General features: G+C 62.1%; 16 protein-coding genes and 1 pseudogene. All 17 read left to right on the top strand.

Annotation, left to right across the window (positions count from 1 at the left end):
• The first annotated feature begins 57 nt into the window (after nt 1–57).
• Nucleotides 58–1,581 carry a CoA-acylating methylmalonate-semialdehyde dehydrogenase gene (locus FNZ07_RS33280; RefSeq protein ID WP_091017015.1) on the top strand — a complete coding sequence of 508 codons (1,524 nt, stop codon included), beginning with the start codon at nt 58–60 and terminating at the stop codon, nt 1,579–1,581.
• 60 nt (nt 1,582–1,641) lie between these two features.
• The gene (locus FNZ07_RS33275) at nt 1,642–3,363 is read left to right on the top strand and encodes a GMC family oxidoreductase (protein ID WP_245811667.1); all 1,722 of its coding nucleotides are present in this window, start codon (nt 1,642–1,644) and stop codon (nt 3,361–3,363) included.
• Between the two features lie 277 nt (nt 3,364–3,640).
• Nucleotides 3,641–4,420 (top strand): ABC transporter ATP-binding protein, encoded by a 780-nt coding sequence (locus FNZ07_RS33270; protein WP_091017019.1) that lies wholly within the window; start codon nt 3,641–3,643, stop codon nt 4,418–4,420.
• Complete coding sequence (locus FNZ07_RS33265) at nt 4,417–5,178, top strand: ABC transporter ATP-binding protein (RefSeq protein ID WP_091017020.1); 762 nt, start codon at nt 4,417–4,419, stop codon at nt 5,176–5,178. The genes FNZ07_RS33270 and FNZ07_RS33265 overlap by 4 nt, the downstream gene beginning before the upstream one ends.
• 41 nt (nt 5,179–5,219) lie before the next feature.
• The gene (locus FNZ07_RS33260) at nt 5,220–6,434 is read left to right on the top strand and encodes an ABC transporter substrate-binding protein (protein WP_091017023.1); all 1,215 of its coding nucleotides are present in this window, start codon (nt 5,220–5,222) and stop codon (nt 6,432–6,434) included.
• A gap of 91 nt (nt 6,435–6,525) precedes the next feature.
• Complete coding sequence (locus FNZ07_RS33255) at nt 6,526–7,410, top strand: branched-chain amino acid ABC transporter permease (RefSeq protein ID WP_091017025.1); 885 nt, start codon at nt 6,526–6,528, stop codon at nt 7,408–7,410.
• A complete protein-coding gene (locus FNZ07_RS33250) occupies nt 7,410–8,381 on the top strand; it encodes a branched-chain amino acid ABC transporter permease (protein WP_091017028.1) in 972 nt (323 codons plus the stop codon). Before FNZ07_RS33255 ends, FNZ07_RS33250 begins: the two co-directional genes overlap by 1 nt.
• Before the next feature lie 590 nt (nt 8,382–8,971).
• Nucleotides 8,972–9,133 (top strand): annotated as a pseudogene (locus FNZ07_RS33245) (ABC transporter substrate-binding protein); the annotation flags it as partial.
• A gap of 201 nt (nt 9,134–9,334) precedes the next feature.
• Nucleotides 9,335–10,498 carry an ABC transporter substrate-binding protein gene (locus FNZ07_RS33240; protein WP_091017032.1) on the top strand — a complete coding sequence of 388 codons (1,164 nt, stop codon included), beginning with the start codon at nt 9,335–9,337 and terminating at the stop codon, nt 10,496–10,498.
• Nucleotides 10,499–10,685: 187 nt separating this feature from the next.
• Nucleotides 10,686–11,741, top strand: coding sequence for a branched-chain amino acid ABC transporter permease (locus FNZ07_RS33235; RefSeq protein WP_091017035.1), 1,056 nt, complete (start codon nt 10,686–10,688; stop codon nt 11,739–11,741).
• Between the two features lie 4 nt (nt 11,742–11,745).
• A complete protein-coding gene (locus tag FNZ07_RS33230; RefSeq protein ID WP_091017037.1) occupies nt 11,746–13,530 on the top strand; it encodes a branched-chain amino acid ABC transporter ATP-binding protein/permease in 1,785 nt (594 codons plus the stop codon).
• The gene (locus FNZ07_RS33225; protein ID WP_091017572.1) at nt 13,530–14,297 is read left to right on the top strand and encodes an ABC transporter ATP-binding protein; all 768 of its coding nucleotides are present in this window, start codon (nt 13,530–13,532) and stop codon (nt 14,295–14,297) included. Before FNZ07_RS33230 ends, FNZ07_RS33225 begins: the two co-directional genes overlap by 1 nt.
• 175 nt (nt 14,298–14,472) lie before the next feature.
• Nucleotides 14,473–16,443, top strand: coding sequence for a tRNA uridine-5-carboxymethylaminomethyl(34) synthesis enzyme MnmG (gene mnmG / locus FNZ07_RS33220; RefSeq protein WP_091017039.1), 1,971 nt, complete (start codon nt 14,473–14,475; stop codon nt 16,441–16,443).
• Nucleotides 16,440–17,156, top strand: a complete 717-nt coding sequence (gene rsmG, locus FNZ07_RS33215; protein ID WP_091017042.1) for a 16S rRNA (guanine(527)-N(7))-methyltransferase RsmG — start codon at nt 16,440–16,442, stop codon at nt 17,154–17,156. The genes mnmG and rsmG overlap by 4 nt, the downstream gene beginning before the upstream one ends.
• Before the next feature lie 55 nt (nt 17,157–17,211).
• A complete protein-coding gene (locus FNZ07_RS33210; protein ID WP_091017044.1) occupies nt 17,212–17,982 on the top strand; it encodes a ParA family protein in 771 nt (256 codons plus the stop codon).
• Between the two features lie 38 nt (nt 17,983–18,020).
• Complete coding sequence (locus tag FNZ07_RS33205; RefSeq protein WP_091017046.1) at nt 18,021–18,908, top strand: ParB/RepB/Spo0J family partition protein; 888 nt, start codon at nt 18,021–18,023, stop codon at nt 18,906–18,908.
• Between the two features lie 12 nt (nt 18,909–18,920).
• The gene (locus tag FNZ07_RS33200; RefSeq protein ID WP_407670695.1) at nt 18,921–20,069 is read left to right on the top strand and encodes an SLC13 family permease; all 1,149 of its coding nucleotides are present in this window, start codon (nt 18,921–18,923) and stop codon (nt 20,067–20,069) included.
• Nucleotides 20,070–20,129 lie beyond the last annotated feature (60 nt).

Raw genomic sequence — 20,129 nt, 5'->3', positions numbered from 1 at the left:
GCATCAGTGAATTCGCGAAGCTGCGGCTACGCCCGACACCCACCGAACGAGGAACTCATGAGCGAGACACATCAAAACGACACGCGCGTGCGCGCACTGACCCACATGATCAACGGCCGCGCGGTCGAAGGCACGAGCGACCGTTTCGGCGACGTCTTCAACCCGGCGCTCGGCAAGGTGAGCGCCCGCGTGCCGCTCGCGAGCGTCGCTGAAGTCGACGCCGCAGTGGCCGCCGCGAAAGCCGCGTTTCCGGCATGGAGCGAAACCGCGCCCATCAAGCGCGCGCGCGTGATGTTCAAGTTCAAGGAACTGCTCGACCGGCACCACGACGAGCTGGCCGAGCTGATCACGCGGGAACACGGCAAGGTGTTTTCCGATGCGAAAGGCGAGGTAATGCGCGGCATCGAGATCGTCGAGTTCGCGTGCGGCATTCCGAATCTGCTGAAGACCGATTTCACCGATCAAATCGGCGGTGGCATCGACAACTGGAATCTGCGCCAGCCGCTCGGCGTGGTTGCCGGCATCACGCCGTTCAACTTCCCGATGATGGTGCCGGCGTGGATGTTTCCGGTTGCGATCGCGTGCGGCAATACGTTCGTGCTGAAACCTTCGGAACGTGATCCTTCGGCTGCGGTGCGACTTGCCGAACTGCTGAAGGAAGCCGGTCTGCCCGACGGCGTATTCAACGTCGTGCACGGCGACAAGGTCGCCGTCGATGCGCTGCTCGTGCATCCGGACGTGAGCGCGCTGTCGTTTGTCGGCTCGACGCCGATTGCCGAATACATCTATACGGAAGGCACGAAGCACGGCAAGCGCGTGCAGGCGCTGGGCGGCGCGAAGAATCATCTGGTGGTGATGCCCGATGCCGATCTCGACCAGGCCGTCGACGCGCTGATCGGCGCGGCCTACGGTTCGGCCGGCGAGCGTTGCATGGCGATTTCGGTAGCGGTGGCGGTCGGCCACATTGCAGACGAACTGATCGAACGACTGACGCCGCGCGTGAAGGCGCTGAAGATTCTCAACGGTATGGATGGCGAAGCTGAGATGGGTCCGCTCGTCACAGCGGTGCATCGCGAGAAGGTGAAGGGTTATATCGATGCCGGCGTCGCAGCAGGTGCGAAGCTGGTGGTCGATGGGCGTGGGCATGAAGTGGCCGGTCATGAGCAGGGGTTCTTCCTCGGCGGCACGTTGTTTGACGGCGTGAAGACCGACATGACCATTTATCGCGAAGAGATTTTCGGGCCGGTGCTGTGCATCGTGCGCGTGCCGGACTTCGCTTCCGCAGTCGAGCTAATCAACGCCAACGAATTCGCGAACGGTGTATCGCTCTTCACCTCCGATGGTGGCGTCGCGCGCGCGTTCTCTCGGCAGATCCAGATCGGCATGGTCGGCATCAACGTGCCGATTCCGGTACCGATGGCATGGCATTCGTTCGGCGGCTGGAAGCGTTCGCTGTTTGGCGATCACCATGCGTACGGCGAAGAAGGCGTGCGGTTCTATACGCGCTACAAGAGCATCATGCAGCGCTGGCCCGACAGCATCGCGAAGGGCGCCGAGTTCACGATGCCGGTGGCGAAGTAACACACACGCTGTAACTGTCAGCATGCATGCCGCGGACGGCGGCTCATGAAGGAGACGACGGTGAGCAAGACTGAAGGTGACGCACGTGCGTCCAGTCGAACGCTGGAAGGCGAGTTCGACTACATCGTGATCGGCGCGGGGACGGCGGGCTGTGTGCTCGCCAACCGCCTGACCGAAGACCCGGATGTGTCGGTGCTGCTGCTCGAAGCGGGCGGCAAGGACGATTACCACTGGATCCACGTGCCGGTCGGGTACCTGTACTGCATCGGCAATCCGCGCACCGACTGGCTCTACAAGACGCAACCGGAAGCAGGCCTTAACGGCCGTTCGCTGTCGTATCCACGCGGCCGTGTGCTCGGCGGCAGCTCGTCGATCAACGGCATGATCTACATGCGCGGACAGCGCGAAGACTACGACGAGTGGGCGCGCGTGACCGGCGACTCCGCATGGTCGTGGAACGCGGTGCTGCCGGTCTTCAAGCGTAGCGAGGATCATCACGGCGGCGCGAATGAATGGCACGGCAGCGGTGGTCCGTGGCGGGTCGAGAAGCAACGCCTGCAATGGAAGATTCTCGAGACCTTCGCACAGGCCGCACAGCAAACCGGCATTCCCGCCACCGACGATTTCAACCGCGGCGACAACACTGGCGTCGGCTACTTCGACGTCAACCAGAAGCGCGGCATTCGCTGGAACGCATCGAAGGCCTATCTACGTGCGGCGTCTGCGCGTCCGAACCTGACCATCATCACCGGCGCCGTCACGCAGCGTGTCGTATTCGAAGGCAAGCGCTGCGTCGGCGTCGAGTATCGCGGCAACGGTGTCGACTATCTCGCGAAGGCGCGCTGCGAAGTGGTGCTGAGTTCGGGATCGGTCAACTCGCCGCATCTGCTGGAACTGTCCGGTGTCGGCGACGGTACGCGTCTGCAGGGCCTCGGTATCGACGTCGTGCACGATCTGCGCGGCGTCGGCGAGAACCTGCAGGACCATCTGCAACTGCGCATGGCATTCAAGGTGGACGGTGTGCGCACGCTCAACACGTTGTCCGCGCACTGGTGGGGCAAGCTGCAGATCGGTTTGCAGTACGCGTTGTTCCAGAGCGGCCCGATGTCGATGTCACCGTCGCAACTCGGCGCGTTCGCGAAGTCCGATCCCGACGATCCATCGCTCACGCGCCCCGATCTGCAGTATCACGTGCAGCCGTTGTCGCTCGATCGCTTCGGCGAGCCGCTGCATCGTTTCAATGCGTTCACGGCGTCGGTGTGCCACCTGCGTCCGACGTCGCGCGGCAGCGTACACATCGCATCGCGCGATCCGCATGCGGCACCGGCGATCGCACCGAACTATCTCTCAACAGACTACGACCTTCGCGTTGCCGCCAACGCGTTGCGTCTCACGCGCCGTATCGTGAGTGCGAGCGCACTTGCGCGCTATCAGCCGCAGGAGATCCTGCCCGGTCTCCAGTTCCAGACGGAAGAAGAACTGCGGGCCGCAGCGGGTCAGGTCGGCACGACGATCTTCCATCCGGTTGGCACCTGCCGCATGGGCACCGCCGACGATGCGAGCGCGGTCGTCGACAACCGCTTGCGTGTGCTCGGTGTCGAAGGACTACGCGTCGTCGATGCATCGGTGATGCCGAACATCACCTCGGGCAACACAAATTCGCCGACGTTGATGATCGCCGAGCGTGCGAGTGAAATCATTCGCGCCGACCGCCGCGCACGCATCGCCGCTTCGGCTTCGTCAACCCACCCTGCCTCTTCGCCTGCCATGTCGATTGCATAACATGTGCGTCAGTGCTTTCCCGTAGACGCAAACGCCTGGTTGCACCAAAACGCCGCCAGGCGTCGACGCGTCGCTAAGGGCCACTAAGTGCAAATCCCAATGATTGCGCTGCATCATTGGGGCGACAATGGCCTCCATGCTGCGGGGTGCGGCATGGACTACCGTCCGCATTGACGCACCACGTCATGAACGACACAAGAGGTGTCGTTATCTTCATGTCGCGGGGGCGTCGCGCGGAAGATCGTCGCGCTTCGCCTTACTTCGCATGGAAGGGAACATGATTCTCGGCGATACGATTCTCGAGACGCGGGGACTGACACGGGAGTTCAAAGGCTTCATCGCCGTCAACGGGGTGAACCTGCGCGTGCGCCGAGGCTCCATCCATGCGCTGATCGGCCCGAACGGCGCCGGCAAGACCACCTGCTTCAATCTACTCACGAAGTTTCTCGTGCCCACTGCCGGGCAGATCGTGTTCAACGGTGTCGACATCACGGGCGAACGGCCGGCGCAGATCGCGCGGCGCGGCATCATCCGCTCGTTTCAGATCTCCGCGGTGTTTCCACATCTGACGGTGTTGCAGAACGTTCGCGTCGGTTTGCAGCGTTCGCTCGGCACCGCATTTCACTTCTGGAAAAGCGAACGCACGCTGCGCGAACTCGACGATCGCGCGATGGATCTGCTCACGCAGGTTGGGCTCACCGATTTCGCCGATGTGCCGACTGTCGAGCTTTCATACGGCCGCAAGCGCGCACTCGAAATTGCCACGACGCTCGCGATGGAACCCGAACTGATGCTGCTCGACGAACCGACACAAGGCATGGGACACGAAGACGTGGACCGCGTGACTGCGCTGATCAAAAAAGTATCGAGCGGTCGCACCATCCTCATGGTCGAGCACAACATGAACGTGATTGCCGGCATCTCCGACACGATCACGGTCTTGCAACGGGGCGAAGTGCTCGCCGAAGGCAGCTACGCCGAAGTCTCGAAGAACGCGCTCGTGATGCAGGCCTATATGGGCAGTGCCGAGGCAGCGCTGGCAGGAGCCCACGCATGAACACAGTGACCGAACGCGAGAACATCGAGGTCAGCGACGCGGCAAGCAGCGCGGAGCCCGCACTGGAAATTGCCGGACTACAGGCGTGGTACGGCGAATCCCACATATTGCACGGCGTCGATCTGACTGTGCACCGCGGCGAGGTCGTTACGCTGCTCGGCCGCAATGGTGCAGGGCGCACCACGACGTTGCGCGCGATCATGGGGCTGACCGGTCGGCGTACCGGTTCGATTCGCATCGGGGGGCGCGAGACGATCGCGCTGGCAACGCATCGCATCGCGCATTGCGGGATCGGTTATTGCCCCGAAGAGCGCGGCATTTTCTCGAGCCTGTCGTGCGAAGAGAACCTGCTGTTGCCGCCGCTGGTCGGTGCGACTACGAACGCGATGTCGCTCGACGAAATCTACGCGATGTTTCCGAATCTCGCGGAGCGCCGCATGAGCCAGGGCACGCGCCTCTCCGGTGGCGAGCAACAGATGCTTGCGGTCGCGCGCATTCTGCGCACCGGTGCGAACCTGCTGCTGCTCGATGAAATTTCGGAAGGACTTGCACCGGTCATCGTGCAGACGCTTGCACGCATGATCATGACGCTGAAGGCGCGCGGCTACACGATCGTGATGGTCGAACAGAACTTCCGCTTTGCCGCGCCGCTCGCCGATCGCTTCTATGTGATGGAGCATGGACGTATCGTCGAACACTTCGGGGCTGGGGAACTCGAATGCAAGATGCCGGTGCTGCACGACCTGCTCGGGGTTTGAAACCAGATCTAACAACAACGCATGAAACGAAGGAGACACGCATGAAAAGGACCACACTCGCGCGACTATCGTCATTCTGTTTTGCGCTCGCCACAGGCGCTGCGCTGACGATCGGCACGGCGCGGGCAGCCGACGATGCGGTAAAGATCGGTTTCATCACCGACCTGTCGGGGCTCTACGCCGACATCGACGGTCAAGGCGGACTCGAGTCGATCCGCATGGCAATCGCGGATTTCGGCGGCAAGGTTAACGGCAAGCCGATCCAGCTCGTCTACGCGGATCACCAGAACAAGGCTGACATTGCAGCATCGCGCGCGCGCGAATGGTTCGACCGCGACGGCGTCGATCTGCTGATCGGCGGCACGAATTCGGCGACCGGCCTCGCGATGAACCAGGTCGCGGGCGAGAAGCACAAGGTGTACATCAACGTCGGCGCGGGCGCCGATACGATGACGAACGAACAGTGCACGCCGTACACGATTCACTATGCGTACGACACGGTCGCGCTCGCCAAGGGCACCGGCTCCGCAGTGACGAAGCAGGGCGGCAAGACGTGGTACTTCCTGACCGCCGACTACGCGTTCGGCAAGGCGCTGGAAAAAGCGACCTCGGATGTCGTGAAAGCGAACGGCGGCCAGGTACTCGGCGCGGTGCGGGCGCCGCTGTCGGCGTCGGACTTCTCGTCGTTCCTGTTGCAGGCGCAGGCGTCGAAGGCGCAGATTCTCGGCCTCGCGAACGCCGGCGGCGACACGGTTAACTCGATCAAGGCGGCGAAGGAGTTCGGCATCACGAAGACGATGAAGCTGGCTGCACTGCTGGTGTTTATCGATGACATCCACAGTCTCGGGCTCGAAACCACTCAGGGCCTCGTGCTGACCGACAGCTGGTACTGGAACAAGGACGAGACGACACGCAAGTGGGCACAGCGCTACTTCGACAAGATGAAGAAGATGCCGTCGAGCCTGCAGGCCGCCGACTACTCAGCGGCGACGAATTACCTGAAGGCGGTGCAAGCGGTCGGCTCGACCGATTCCGACAAGGTGATGGCGCAACTCAAGAAGCAGAAGATCGACGACTTTTACGCGAAGGGCTACATCCGTCAGGACGGCAGCATGATCCATGACATGTACCTGATGCAGGTGAAGACGCCGGCCGAATCGAAAGAGCCGTGGGACTACTACAAGATCACCGCGACGATTCCTGGCGAACAGGCCTTTACGACGAAGCAGGAAACGCGCTGCGCGTTGTGGAAGTAGGCGAGGACTGAGGTCGCCCGCCAGATGTGACGCGCCGCCGGCGGGCGGCTGGCCGTAATTGGTTTCACCTTGACGACGGAATACGCGTTCAATGGATATCTTTGGCATTCCGCTGCCGGCGATGCTGAGCCAGTTGCTGCTCGGGCTCGTAAACGGCTCGTTCTATGCAATTCTGAGCCTGGGTCTCGCGGTGATCTTCGGCCTGCTCAACGTGATCAACTTCGCCCACGGCGCGTTGTTCATGCTGGGCGCCATGCTCGCATGGATGGGGCTGTCGTATTTCAATCTGCCGTACTGGGTCATGCTGGTGCTGGCGCCGCTGATCGTCGGTGTACTCGGCATGGCCATCGAACGCTCGATGCTGCGCTGGTTGTACAAGCTCGATCATCTGTATGGGCTGTTGCTGACCTTCGGTATCACGCTGGTTGTCGAAGGAGTGTTCCGCTCGATCTACGGGTCTTCGGGGCAGCCGTACGATGTTCCTGAGGCGCTCTCGGGCGCGACCAACCTCGGCTTCATGTTCCTGCCGAACTATCGTGCGTGGGTCGTGGTGGCGTCGCTGGTGGTCTGCTTCGCGACCTGGTTCGTGATCGAGCGCACGCGTCTTGGCGCGTATCTGCGCGCGGGCACCGAGAATCCCAAACTCGTCGAAGCGTTCGGCATCAATGTGCCGCGCATGGTGACGCTCACCTATGGCTTCGGTGTCGCGCTCGCGGCGTTTGCCGGTGTGCTCGCCGCACCGGTCATCCAGGTCTCGCCGCTCATGGGCCAACCGATGATCATCACTGTCTTCGCCGTCGTCGTGATCGGCGGGATGGGCTCAATCATGGGATCGATCGTCACGGGGTTGATGCTCGGTGTGATCGAAGGGCTCACGCGCGTGTTCTATCCGGAAGCCTCGGCGACCGTGGTGTTCGTCATCATGGCGCTCGTGCTGCTGATCCGGCCGGCTGGGCTCTTCGGCAAGGAAAAGTGATGCAGAAGAAAGCGCTCTATGGTCTGTTGCTGCTCGTGCTCCTCGTCGTGCCGTTTGTCGGCGTATATCCGCTGTTCGTGATGAAGGTGCTGTGCTTCGCGCTGTTCGCAGCGGCGTTCAACCTGCTGATCGGTTACACCGGTCTGCTGTCGTTCGGTCACGCGATGTTTCTGGCCACGGCCGGCTATACGACCGGCTACGCGATCCAGACGCTCGGACTCACGCCGGAACTCGGTGTGCTCGCGGGCGTCGTCGCAGCGACGCTGCTAGGGCTTGTGGTCGGGCTCTTTGCGATCCGTCGGCAGGGTATTTACTTCGCGATGGTGACGCTCGCGCTCGCGCAGATGGTGTACTTCGTGTATCTGCAGGCGCCGTTCACGCATGGCGAAGACGGACTGCAAGGCGTGCCGCGCGGCAAGCTGTTCGGTCTGCTCGATCTCGGTTCGGACCTGACGCTCTACTACGTGGTACTCGCGGCGATGGTGCTCGTGTTCCTGCTGATCGTACGCATCGTGCATTCGCCGTTCGGCCAGGTGCTGACCGCGATCAAGGAGAACGAACCGCGTGCGATATCGCTGGGTTACGACACCGACCGCTTCAAGCTGCTCGCCTTTATTCTCTCCGCGGGTATCGCGGGGCTTGCCGGCTCGCTGAAGGTGCTGGTGCTCGGCTTCGAAACCCTGGGCGATGCGTACTGGACGATGTCGGGGCTTGTCATCCTGATGACGCTGGTCGGAGGCATGGGCACGCTGTTTGGGCCGCTGCTCGGCGCGGCGCTGATCGTCGCACTCGAAGACCGTCTCGGCGACATCGGCACGGCGCTCGCATCGTGGACCGGGGTCGACTGGTTTCGCTCGCTCGGTGAATCGGCGACCATCGTGACCGGGCTGATTTTTATCGCCTGCGTGCTGGCATTCCGGCGTGGCATTGTCGGTGAAATTGTCGCGCGTGTGAGACCCTTGCGCGCATGAAACACGCGATTGAAAAAATGCTTCGGTCTCCAAGATAAATCGCAAAGTTAATCGCACGAAGCTGCGTGTGAACGGCGCAAATAATCGCGCTATTTATGCGTACTGAGACGCCCCAAATCAGTGCCGCAGTGCACCACTAGGGTAAATGCTAGTTGCCCGTCCAGGGGCCGCCGTTTAATCTTCACGCAGTTCTGATGCACCGCGAAAATTTGCAGGTGGAGAACGAGGAGACATGAGGCACTCAGTGCCCACACGAAAGCGCTGTTGGATGATTCCAACAGCGCTTTTTATTTTGTGCGTTCGCTAATTTTTATTCGCTCGCACACCCGCATTTTCGTTATCGCGCGCGTTTGTCCCCATGCCGGTGCGCACGGCATTTTCCATTTGTCTGATGCTTGCAAAACGCTTGCCGCGCGCAGTTAGCGTCCGTTAAACTCGCCATTCACCGACCGGTTGGTCGGTATTTGAAATCGCCAGATCTAAATCGAACAAACACGGCGACGCAGCGAACAACGGGTGTGAGGAGCGCAATGAAGCGAGCTTGGCATTGGACCAGTGCGGCATCGATCGTGACGGCGAGAGTCGGGGTAGCGAGCAACCCCGCATTGCGCACGGCACTCGAGCGCACTAAGCATCTGCTCGCGTCACACGGCATCTTCAATATGAGCGCGAGCGATCACACTGATCTCGATCAGCGGGCGCACGTGATGGTGCAGATTGTCGGCAGCAAGTCGCAACTTGCTGTCGACTGAACGGAGAACTGGCGAACTGGACCGGACACTCAAAAGGCACGTGCAATCGACGTGCCTTTTTTGTTGCGCGTGTTGTGCATGTTGCGTATGTGCTGAGCAGGGAAAACCATGCTTGGCATGCCCGGACCCGATCACTAGATTCAAGAGCCCGGCTCGCGGCCGGATCACACGGTAGGTAGACAAGGCGTTTGGAGACGGACCATGAAAACGACAAGACAACAGTGGGTGCGCGCCGGCATTGCCGCGGCGCTGGTGTGCGGGGCAGGTGTGGCGAACGCGCAGGTGAAGATCGGCGTGACGCTGTCGACGACGGGACCGGCAGCATCGCTCGGCATTCCGGAGAAGAACACGATCGCGTTGTTGCCGAAGGAAATCGGCGGCAAGAGCGTCGAGTACATCGTGCTCGACGATGCATCCGATACGAGCCACGCGGTGCAGAACACGCACAAGCTGATCGACGAGGATCACGTCGACGCGATCGTCGGCTCGACGGTCACGCCGAACGCGCTCGCGATGCTCGACGTGGCGTCGCAGGGCAAGACGCCGGTGATCTCGCTGGCGGCGTCGGCGGCGATCATCTCGCCGATGGATGCGAAGCGCGCATGGGCCTTCAAGCCGCCGCAGAACGACAGCCTGATGGCCGACGCAATCGCCGACTACATGGAGCGGCACGGCGTGAAGACGGTCGGCTTCATCGGCTTTGCGGATGCGTACGGCGACAGCTGGTACAACGTGTTCAGTACGGCCGCGAATGCCCATCACCTGAAACTGGTGTCGAACGAACGCTTTAACCGCACCGATGCGTCGGTGACCGGGCAGGTGTTGAAGATCATGGGCACCAATCCGGATGCGATCCTGATCGCCGGTTCGGGTACGCCGGCGGCGCTGCCCGCGAAGACGCTGAAGGAGCGCGGCTACAAGGGCAAGGTCTATCAGACCCACGGCGTCGCGAATAACGACTTCCTGCGCGTGTGCGGCAAGGATTGCGAAGGCGAACTGCTGCCAGCCGGCCCGATTCTGGTTGCCGATCAACTACCCGATTCGAACCCGGTGAAGAAGTCGTCGCTCGCGTACAAGGCAGCGTATGAAGCGGCCTATGGAACGGGCTCAGTGGCGACGTTCGGCGGTCATGCATGGGATGCAGGCCAGATGCTGCAGCGGGCGATTCCAGAGGCGCTAAAGAAGGCCCAGCCGGGTACGCCTGAGTTCCGCGAGGCGCTGCGCAGCGCGCTCGAAAACATCAAGGAACTGCCGGTTTCGCACGGCATCATGAACACCACACCGACCGACCATAACGGCCTCGACAAACGCGCCCGCGTGATCGTCGAAGTCGTCGACGGCAAGTGGAAGCTGCAGAACGACTAAAGCGGTACGCGCCTCTCGCGCATGGGCGGCGCTGACGCCGCCCGTTTTTCTGATCGACGACAATGGCACCCGCCCACCGCATTGCGGTGCGGTGGGTGAGTCACGCGTGCGCCGCTGTTAGCGCGTCGCTGCGGCGTGGGTCCGCGGTGGCCGGTTTCGAGGTTCAGGCAACACACGAAGAGGAAGTATGGATCTATCAATTGCGGCGATCCTCGCGCAAGACGGGATCACCACCGGTGCGATCTATGCGCTGCTCGCGCTGGCACTGGTGCTCGTGTTCTCGGTCACGCGTGTGATCTTTATCCCGCAGGGCGAATTCGTTTCGTATGGCGCGTTGACGCTTGCCGCGCTGCAGACGCAGAAATTTCCAGCGACCTGCTGGCTGCTGATCGCGATGGGTGTCGCGTGTTTCGTCGTCGAGACGGCAGGGCTCGCGCGGCATGCGGAGCGCCGCAGGAACGCAGCACGCACGCTCGCTGTGCTGGCCGGCAAGTATCTGCTGTTTCCGGTGGCGGTCTATGCGGTGACGCGCGGCGCTTTCATGCATCCGCTGCCGATGATCGTGCAGATCGCGCTGACGCTGCTGATCGTGATTCCGATGGGACCATTCCTGTACCGGCTCGCCTATGAGCCGATCGCCGAAGCGACCACCTTGCTGCTGCTGATCGTCGCGGTGGCGGTGCACTTTGCGCTGGTCGGTCTCGGGCTCGTGATGTTCGGCGCGGAAGGTTCGCGGACCAATGCGTTTTCCGATGCGACGTTCAACCTCGGCAGTCTGTCGATCTCGGGGCAAAGCCTGTGGGTGGTCGGCACTGCCGTCGTGCTGATCGTGGCGCTGTATCTGTATTTCGACCGCACGATCTCCGGCAAGGCACTGCGCGCAACGTCGGTGAACCGGCTCGGCGCGCGGCTCGTCGGTATCGGTACGACCCAGGCCGGACGGCTCGCCTTTACGCTCGCCGCAGGGCTCGGCGTACTGTGCGGCATCCTCGTCGCGCCGCTCACGACGATCTACTACGACTCCGGCTTCCTGATCGGGTTGAAGGGCTTTGTCGGGGCGATCATCGGCGGCCTGGTCAGCTATCCGCTTGCGGCAGCCGGCTCGGTGCTGGTCGGTGTGCTCGAATCCTATTCGTCGTTCTGGGCGAGTGCCTACAAGGAAGTGATCGTGTTCACGTTGATCATCCCGGTGCTGCTGTGGCGCAGTCTTGCGAGCCCGCACGCCGAAGAGGACGAGGACTGACACGATGAAATCTCTCCTCAGAAACGGGCTGTTCTGGGTGTTCCTCGTGGTGATGTTCGCGTTGCCGGTGCTGCCGGGCGCGGTTCGTGTGCCCGAGTACTGGGTGACGCTGCTCAACTACATCGGGCTGTATTCGATTGTCGCGATCGGGCTCGTGCTGCTCACTGGCATTGGTGGGATGACGAGCTTTGGGCAGGCTGCGTTCGTTGGCGTTGGTGCGTATGCGACTGCGTATCTAACGACGCAGTTCGGCGTATCGCCGTGGCTCGCGTTGATCGTCGGTGTGTTGCTCACGGCGTTGATCGCGCTGCTGCTTGGCCTGGTGACGATGCGCCTGTCCGGCCACTTTCTGCCGCTCGGGACGATCGCGTGGGGGCTCGCGCTGTTCTACCTGTTTGGCAATCTCGAGATGCTTGGCAAGTACGACGGCATCAACGGCATCCCGGTGCTCAACGTGTTCGGCATCGCGCTCGAATCGGGACGCCACATCTACTACCTGATCTGGATCGTTGTGCTGGTTGCTGTGGTGTCTGTTCAGAACCTGCTTAATAGTCGACCGGGACGGGCGATTCGTGCGCTGCGTGGCGGCGGTCTGATGGCCGAGGCGATGGGTGTGAATACGGCATGGATGCGCGTGGTGATTTTCGTCTACGCCGCTGTGCTGGCGTCGATCTCGGGCTTCCTTTACGCGCATTTGCAGCGCTCGGTGAATCCGACGCCGTTCGGCCTGAATCACGGGATCGAGTTCCTGTTCATGGCGGTAGTGGGCGGAGTCGCGCATGTGTGGGGCGCAGTACTGGGCGCAGCCATCCTCACGATCCTGCAGGACTATCTGCAAACCTTGCTGCCGAAGCTGCTCGGTGAGAACGGCAACTTCGAGGTGATCGTCTTCGGCATTCTGATGGTGCTGCTGCTTCAGTATGCGCGTCAGGGTGTGTGGCCTTTCGTTGCGCGACTGTTCCCGCGCGGTCCTCGGGCACACGTGCCGGAGCATGCCGAAGCATTGCCGCAGCGCAGCAAGCCTACCGCCGGCGAACCGCTGTTGAGCGTCGACAAGGCGCGCAAGCAGTTCGGCGGTCTGGTTGCCGTCAACGACGTCAGCTTCGAGGTGCAGGCTGGACAGATCATCGGGTTGATCGGACCGAACGGTGCCGGCAAGTCGACGACCTTCAATCTCGTGACCGGCGTGCTACAGGCGACCAGCGGTGAAATCAGGTTCCGCGGCGAGCGGATCGATTCGCTGAATTCACGTGAAATCGTCAAACGCGGAATCGGTCGGACCTTCCAGCACGTCAAGTTGCTGCCGGGTATGACGGTGCTCGAGAACGTCGCGATCGGTGCGCATCTGCGTGGACATGCCGGCGTGTGGCGCAGCGTCGCCCGGTTGAACCAGGCGGAAGAGGGTCGACTGATGGCGGAGGCGGCGCGGCAGATTCGCCGGGTCGGGCTGGAACAGCACATGTTTGAGGAGGCCGGCGGTCTCGCGCTCGGACAGCAACGGATTCTCGAAATTGCGCGTGCGCTGTGTTGCGATCCGACGCTGCTGCTGCTCGACGAGCCCGCGGCGGGGCTGCGCTACCAGGAAAAGCAGCAGCTCGCGACGCTGCTGCGCAAGTTGAAGGAAGAGGGTATGAGCGTGCTGCTGGTCGAGCACGATATGGATTTCGTGATGAATCTGACCGATCGCCTCGTGGTCATGGAATTCGGAACACGTATAGCCGAAGGGTTGCCGCAAGACGTGCAGAAAGATCCGGCGGTGCTGGAAGCCTATCTCGGCGGGGTGGAATGATGACGACACAAGCAAACAGTACCGCGGAGCCGATCCTTAAAGTGAGCAGCCTCGCGGTTCGCTACGGCAAGGTCGAGGCGCTGCACGGCGCGGCGATCGAAGTTCGCGCGGGACAGATCGTGTCGGTGATCGGACCGAACGGGGCGGGCAAGTCCACGCTGCTGAATGCGATCATGGGCGCGTTGCCCGTGATCGGCCACGCGAAAGGGGCGATCGTCTATCGCGGTGAAGACGTCAGCGCGATCCCGGTCGAGAAACGTGTCGCGCGCGGCATGTGTCTGGTACCGGAGAAGCGCGAGCTGTTCGCGACGATGACCGTCGAAGACAACCTGGTGCTCGGTGCCTATCGGCGCAAGCGGGCCGGCGAGCGAAATTATCTTGATCAGCTGGAGCCAGTTTTCGCCCTGTTTCCGCGGCTGAAGGAACGGCGCAAGCAGGCAGCGGGCACGCTGTCGGGCGGCGAACGGCAGATGCTCGCAGTCGGGCGCGCGCTGATGGGGAAGCCGGACTTGCTGATGCTCGACGAACCGAGCCTCGGGTTGGCGCCGCTTATCGTGAAGGAAATCTTCCACATCATCAGCGCACTGCGGACGAGCAATGTCGCGACACTGCTGATCGAACAAAACGCGCGAGCCGCGCTGCAGATTTCCGACTACGGCTACGTTCTCGAAACCGGAGAGCTGGCGCTGAAAGGGCCGGCGAGCGAGCTTGCGCAGAATCCCCGGGTTATCGAAACCTATCTGGGTTTGGTGAAGAAAGTCGCGTAACGCATTCGGTTGCGACTGCCGATCGGCAAATCAGGCGCCGTGTTTCACGTGAAACACGGCGCTTTTTTATCGCTAGCCGCTCGGACGAAATTCGGGCCAATAGCGAACCCGCTATAATTCGCGCATACATTTTCCTGAGAAAGGCTTACGCAGGGTTTCTTGCGTGAGATCCGCGATGCTTTATCCCACAGAATTTGACGTAATCGTCGTCGGCGGTGGCCATGCTGGCACGGAGGCCGCTTTGGCCTCTGCGCGCATGGGCAACACGACGCTCCTGCTCACGCACAACATCGAAACGCTCGGTCAGATGAGCTGCAACCCGTCGATTGGCGGGATCGGTAAAGGTCATCTGGTCAAGGAAGTCGATGCGTTGGGCGGCGCGATGGCGGCGGCAACGGACGAGGGTGGCATCCAGTTTCGCATCCTCAATTCATCGAAAGGGCCGGCCGTCCGTGCAACGCGGGCGCAGGCGGACCGTCTGCTTTATAAGCAGGCGATCCGGCATCGTCTCGAGAATCAGCCGAATCTCTGGCTGTTCCAGCAGGCCGTCGAGGATTTGATGGTTGAAGGCGACCGGGTAGTCGGCGCGGTGACCCAGGTGGGAGTTCGCTTCCGGTCACGTGCAGTCGTGCTCACGGCGGGGACTTTTCTCGATGGAAAGATTCATGTCGGCTTGAACAACTACACCGGCGGTCGGGCGGGTGATCCGGCGGCGGTTTCTTTGTCCGCGCGGCTCAAAGAATTGAAGCTGCCGCAGGGACGGCTGAAAACCGGTACTCCGCCGCGTATCGACGGTCGCACGATCGACTTCTCGAAGCTCGAAGAACAACCCGGCGATCTCGATCCGGTGCCAGTGTTTTCCTTTCTCGGCAACGCGGCTCAACATCCGCGGCAGGTGCCGTGCTGGGTGACGCATACCAACGCGCGGACACACGACATCATCCGCAGTGGTCTCGACCGGTCGCCTATGTATACAGGCGTGATCGAAGGAGTGGGGCCGCGGTACTGCCCGTCGATCGAGGACAAGATCCACCGCTTTGCATCGAAAGAGTCGCACCAGATCTTCCTCGAGCCGGAAGGACTGACCACCAACGAGTTCTACCCGAACGGTATTTCGACGAGCTTGCCTTTCGATATCCAGCTCGAGCTTGTCCGCTCGATGAACGGACTTGAGCACGCGCACATCCTGCGACCGGGCTATGCGATCGAGTACGACTACTTCGATCCGCGTGGATTGAAGGCATCGCTGGAGACCAAGGTGATCAACGGCCTGTTCTTCGCGGGTCAGATCAACGGTACGACCGGTTACGAGGAAGCCGCCGCTCAAGGTTTGCTGGCTGGTATCAACGCAGGTTTGCAGGTGCAAGGCAAGGATGCGTGGTGCCCGCGCCGCGATCAGGCGTATCTCGGTGTGCTCGTCGACGATCTGGTCACGCGCGGCGTGTCTGAGCCGTATCGGATGTTCACGAGCCGGGCGGAGTATCGCTTGAGCCTGCGCGAAGACAACGCTGACATGCGCTTGACGGAAGCGGGCCGCGAACTTGGTGTGGTCGACGACGCCCGTTGGGACGCATTCAGCCGCAAGCGTGACGCTGTTTCACGTGAAACAGAGCGGCTGCGTGCAACGTGGGTCAATCCGAAGACGTTGCCTACCGAGGAAGCGACCGCGTTGCTCGGCAAGGCAATCGATCACGAATACAGTCTGGCCGACCTGCTGCGTCGTCCGGGTGTGAGCTACGACGGCATCTGCGGCCTGCGCGACGGCACATGTGGCCCCGCTGAGCCGCTCGCCACCGATGAAGTTCTGCTCGCCCAGATCAAGGAGCAGATCGAGATCGCGATCAAATATCAGGGTTACATCGAGCGACAAGCCGACGAAATCGAACGCAATGAAGCGCACGAAAACACACGGTTGCCAGAGAGTCTCGATTACGCGGAGGTGCGCGGTCTTTCGTTCGAAGCGCGCCAGAAGCTGACGCAGTTCCGACCGGAGACGATTGGCCAGGCGTCGCGTATTTCAGGCATCACACCCGCAGCCATTTCATTGCTGATGGTCCATCTGAAGCGCGGCTTGGGGCGACGTGTGGCAAAACCCGCGAGCAGCGCAAGCAACGGCGACAGCGGCGGCACACCGGTGACCCAATGACGGCACAGCAACACCGAGGCGCCGGCCGCTCCGATGCCGGTCGCGAAGCATGGGCCGTTCTGCTGAAAAAGGGCGCCGACGAACTGGGCGTCCAGCTCAGCGACGCGCAACTGGGCAAGCTGCTCGACTACGTCGCGCTGCTGATCAAGTGGAACGCCGTCTACAACCTGACGGCGATCCGCGATCCGCGCCAGATGGTCATCCAGCACATCCTCGATTCCCTTTCGATCGTTCCGCATCTGGCAGGACGCGGTCCGTCGTCGGCACTCGACGTCGGCTCGGGCGGCGGTCTACCAGGCATCGTCCTCGCCATCGCATTTCCAGACTGGACCGTCACGCTGAACGACATTGTTCAGAAGAAAACGGCTTTCCAGGCGCAAGCCAAGGCCGAACTTGGGCTAGCGAATCTGTCCGTGGTGACGGGACGAGTCGAAACACTGCGCCCCGGCGTTGAAGTACCCAGCCAATTCGATGTGATCGTCTCGCGCGCATTCGCAGACCTCGCGGATTTCGTTACACTGGCCCGTCATCTCGTTGCGCCGAACGGCGCGATCTGGGCGATGAAGGGTGTACGCCCCGATGGCGAGATCGAAAGATTGCCGGCCGGCGCCCGCGCGCAGCAGATTATCCGGCTCAATGTGCCGTCGCTCGATGCAGAACGGCATCTGATCGAAGTCATCGTGGACGCGGACAGTCAGCCTCGCGAAGCGTGACAGAACAGCACCGCATTATTCCAATCATCCAGGGTCGAAAAGGGACACACCAACGATGGCAAAAATCTTCTGCGTTGCGAACCAGAAGGGCGGCGTCGGCAAGACGACGACAGCAGTCAACCTCGCCGCGAGCCTCGCATCGCAGGGACAACGTGTTCTGCTCATCGACCTGGACCCGCAGGGCAACGCGACGATGGGCAGCGGCGTCGATAAGTCGGCGTGCGAGAGCACGGTGTACGAAGTGCTCGTCGACGGTGTTCGGATCGCGGATGCACGTGTGCGGCCCGAAGCGATCCTGTACGACGTGTTGCCGGCCAACCGCGAACTGGCCGGCGCCGAAGTCGAACTGGTCAGTGTGCAGAACCGCGAGCGCCAGCTTAAAAACGCGCTCGAGCATGTCACCGGTGACTACGATTTCGTACTGATCGATTGCCCGCCGGCACTTTCCTTGCTGACGTTGAACGGCCTGTGCGCCGCACACGGCGTGGTGATTCCGATGCAGTGCGAATATTTCGCGCTCGAGGGCCTGTCCGATCTCGTGAATACGATCAAGCAGGTGCACGCGAACCTGAACCGCGACCTGAAAGTGATCGGCTTGCTGCGCGTGATGTTCGATCCGCGCATCACGCTGCAGCAGCAGGTATCGGATCAGTTGAAGGAGCATTTCGGCGACAAGGTGTTCGACGTCGTGATTCCGCGCAACGTACGGCTGGCAGAGGCGCCCAGCTACGGTTTGCCGGGCGTGGTGTTCGACCGCGCGTCGCGTGGCGCGCAGGCCTACGTGCAGTTCGGCGCGGAAATGATTGAACGGGTCCGCGCGCTTTGACGCGCGGCGATGCATCCCAAGCGGATCGAGGAAGCACGATGAACGCAGTAGCAAGAAAGAAGGGGCTGGGCCGCGGGCTGGAAGCGTTGCTGGGCGGTAGCGCGGATATCACTGAAGCGGTGAAGATCGATAGCGCGCCGCATGTGCTGCCGCTCGGTAAATTGCAGGCTGGCAAGTATCAGCCGCGTACGCGGATGGACGAGGGTGCGTTGCAGGAACTGGCCGCGAGCATTCGCGCGCAGGGTTTGATGCAGCCGATCCTCGTGCGGCCCGTGAACGAAGAGATGTACGAGATCATCGCTGGCGAGCGGCGCTTCCGCGCGGCCCGGCTGGCGGGTCTCTCCGAGGTGCCGGTGCTGGTCAGGGACGTGCCTGACCATACCGCCGCCGCGATGGCGCTGATCGAGAACATCCAGCGCGAAGACCTGAATCCGCTTGAAGAAGCGCAGGGCATCCAGCGGCTGCTCGATGAATTCAACTTCACGCACGAGCAGGCGGCCGAATCGGTAGGGCGCTCGCGCAGTGCCGTGTCGAACCTGCTGCGCCTGCTGAATCTCGCGGCGCCGGTGCAGACGATGTTGCTCGCCGGCGATCTCGACATGGGCCACGCACGCGCGCTGCTCGCCGTCGACGCAGCCACGCAAATCACACTCGCGAACCAGGTGGTCAACAAGCGGATGTCGGTGCGCGAGACCGAGAAGCTCGTGACGGCGACGACGAAGGCGGCCCCGGCGGTCAAGGCACGCGTGGCCAACGACGGTGGGCGCGATACACGCAGACTCGAAGAGGAGCTGTCGGATCTGCTCGCGTCGACCGTGAAAATCAAGCTCGGCCGGCGCGGCCGCGGCCATGTCACCATCGATTTCGGCGATCTCGACGCGCTCGAAGGGATTCTCGTTCGACTGCGCGGCAACGCTGCCGCGTGATGACCGTACGCCGTGCAGGATAACGCCAGCGCCGACAGGGCGCCTCAGCCTGTCCTGCGTAGGCTGCTAGGGCTCGCGACGAAGGAGCCGGTACTGTCGGTACTCGTCGTCGCGCTGATCGCCCTGCAGCTGTTTCATCCGAAGCCATGGACTGCGCTGCCGGCGCTGATCGACTGGCAGACCGTGCTGACGCTGGCGGGGTTGCTGATCCTGACGAAGGCTGTCGAATGGTCGGGATTCCTGATGTGGCTCGCGCATCGGGTCGTCCATCACATCCACTCGGAACGTGGTCTTGCGTGCCTGCTGATCGGCCTCGCGGCCGCGCTGTCGACATTGCTCACCAACGACGTCGCGCTTTTCGTCGTCATCCCGCTGACACTGTCGCTGCATCAACTGACGCCGCTGCCGCTCAGGCGCCTCGTGATCTTCATTGCGCTGGCCGTGAATGCCGGTTCGGTCCTGACGCCGCTGGGTAATCCGCAGAATCTGTTTCTCTGGCAAACGAGCGGCGTGTCGTTTGGCGCTTTCGTCTGGGCGCTCGCGCCGCTGTGCGCGGTGCTGATGGCGCTGCTCTATCTGCTCGCGGTGTTCGCGTTTCGCGCAGTACCGCTCGATCTGTCGAAGGACATCGACGCGCATCCCGTCGACCGCAGTCTGCTCGGCGTGGCCGTGCTGCTGTTTGCCGCGTTCGTCGTGCTGGCCGATGCGCGCCACGCGGGAATCGGCCTCGCAGGCGTCGCGATCGGTTTCCTCGCGTGGCGCCCGAAGATCGTGTTGAAGATCGACTGGCTGTTGCTGCTGATCGTCGTGTTCATGTTCGTCGTGCTGCGCAGCGTCGCAGCGCTGCCGGCCGTGCATGAAACGGTCAGCCACCTCGGACTCACGACGCCGCTGCGCGCTTATGCCGCCAGCGCCATTTTGTCGCAGGGCATCAGCAACGTGCCGGCCGCGATCATGCTGGCCGAATTCACCCGCGACTGGCGTGCGCTTGCGTTCGGCGTCAGCGTCGGCGGCTTTGGCCTGGCGATCGGTTCGCTCGCCAACCTGATTGCCGTGCGGCTATCGGGCGAGCGCGGCATGTGGGGCGCCTTTCACCTTTACTCGCTGCCGTTCTGGCTGCTGAGCGGACTGGCCGGCGGTTTTCTGCTGTCGCATTTCTGACATCGCCTGCGCGGCACACTCGCACGAATTCGCGTGAAAACAGGAGACCGCACAAGACCG

Source organism: Paraburkholderia megapolitana, assembly GCF_007556815.1.
Classification (GTDB): domain Bacteria; phylum Pseudomonadota; class Gammaproteobacteria; order Burkholderiales; family Burkholderiaceae; genus Paraburkholderia; species Paraburkholderia megapolitana.
The sequence above is the reverse complement of the archived record's forward strand: the minus strand, read 5'-3'. Positions and strand labels throughout refer to the sequence as shown.

Coding starts and splice junctions, on each gene's coding strand:
- FNZ07_RS33280 (WP_091017015.1), top strand. CDS start 58: ATGAGCGAGACACATCAAAACGACACGCGCGTGCGCGCACTGACCCAC.
- FNZ07_RS33270 (WP_091017019.1), top strand. CDS start 3,641: ATGATTCTCGGCGATACGATTCTCGAGACGCGGGGACTGACACGGGAG.
- FNZ07_RS33265 (WP_091017020.1), top strand. CDS start 4,417: ATGAACACAGTGACCGAACGCGAGAACATCGAGGTCAGCGACGCGGCA.
- FNZ07_RS33260 (WP_091017023.1), top strand. CDS start 5,220: ATGAAAAGGACCACACTCGCGCGACTATCGTCATTCTGTTTTGCGCTC.
- FNZ07_RS33255 (WP_091017025.1), top strand. CDS start 6,526: ATGGATATCTTTGGCATTCCGCTGCCGGCGATGCTGAGCCAGTTGCTG.
- FNZ07_RS33250 (WP_091017028.1), top strand. CDS start 7,410: ATGCAGAAGAAAGCGCTCTATGGTCTGTTGCTGCTCGTGCTCCTCGTC.
- FNZ07_RS33240 (WP_091017032.1), top strand. CDS start 9,335: ATGAAAACGACAAGACAACAGTGGGTGCGCGCCGGCATTGCCGCGGCG.
- FNZ07_RS33235 (WP_091017035.1), top strand. CDS start 10,686: ATGGATCTATCAATTGCGGCGATCCTCGCGCAAGACGGGATCACCACC.
- FNZ07_RS33230 (WP_091017037.1), top strand. CDS start 11,746: ATGAAATCTCTCCTCAGAAACGGGCTGTTCTGGGTGTTCCTCGTGGTG.
- FNZ07_RS33225 (WP_091017572.1), top strand. CDS start 13,530: ATGACGACACAAGCAAACAGTACCGCGGAGCCGATCCTTAAAGTGAGC.
- mnmG (WP_091017039.1), top strand. CDS start 14,473: ATGCTTTATCCCACAGAATTTGACGTAATCGTCGTCGGCGGTGGCCAT.
- rsmG (WP_091017042.1), top strand. CDS start 16,440: ATGACGGCACAGCAACACCGAGGCGCCGGCCGCTCCGATGCCGGTCGC.
- FNZ07_RS33210 (WP_091017044.1), top strand. CDS start 17,212: ATGGCAAAAATCTTCTGCGTTGCGAACCAGAAGGGCGGCGTCGGCAAG.
- FNZ07_RS33205 (WP_091017046.1), top strand. CDS start 18,021: ATGAACGCAGTAGCAAGAAAGAAGGGGCTGGGCCGCGGGCTGGAAGCG.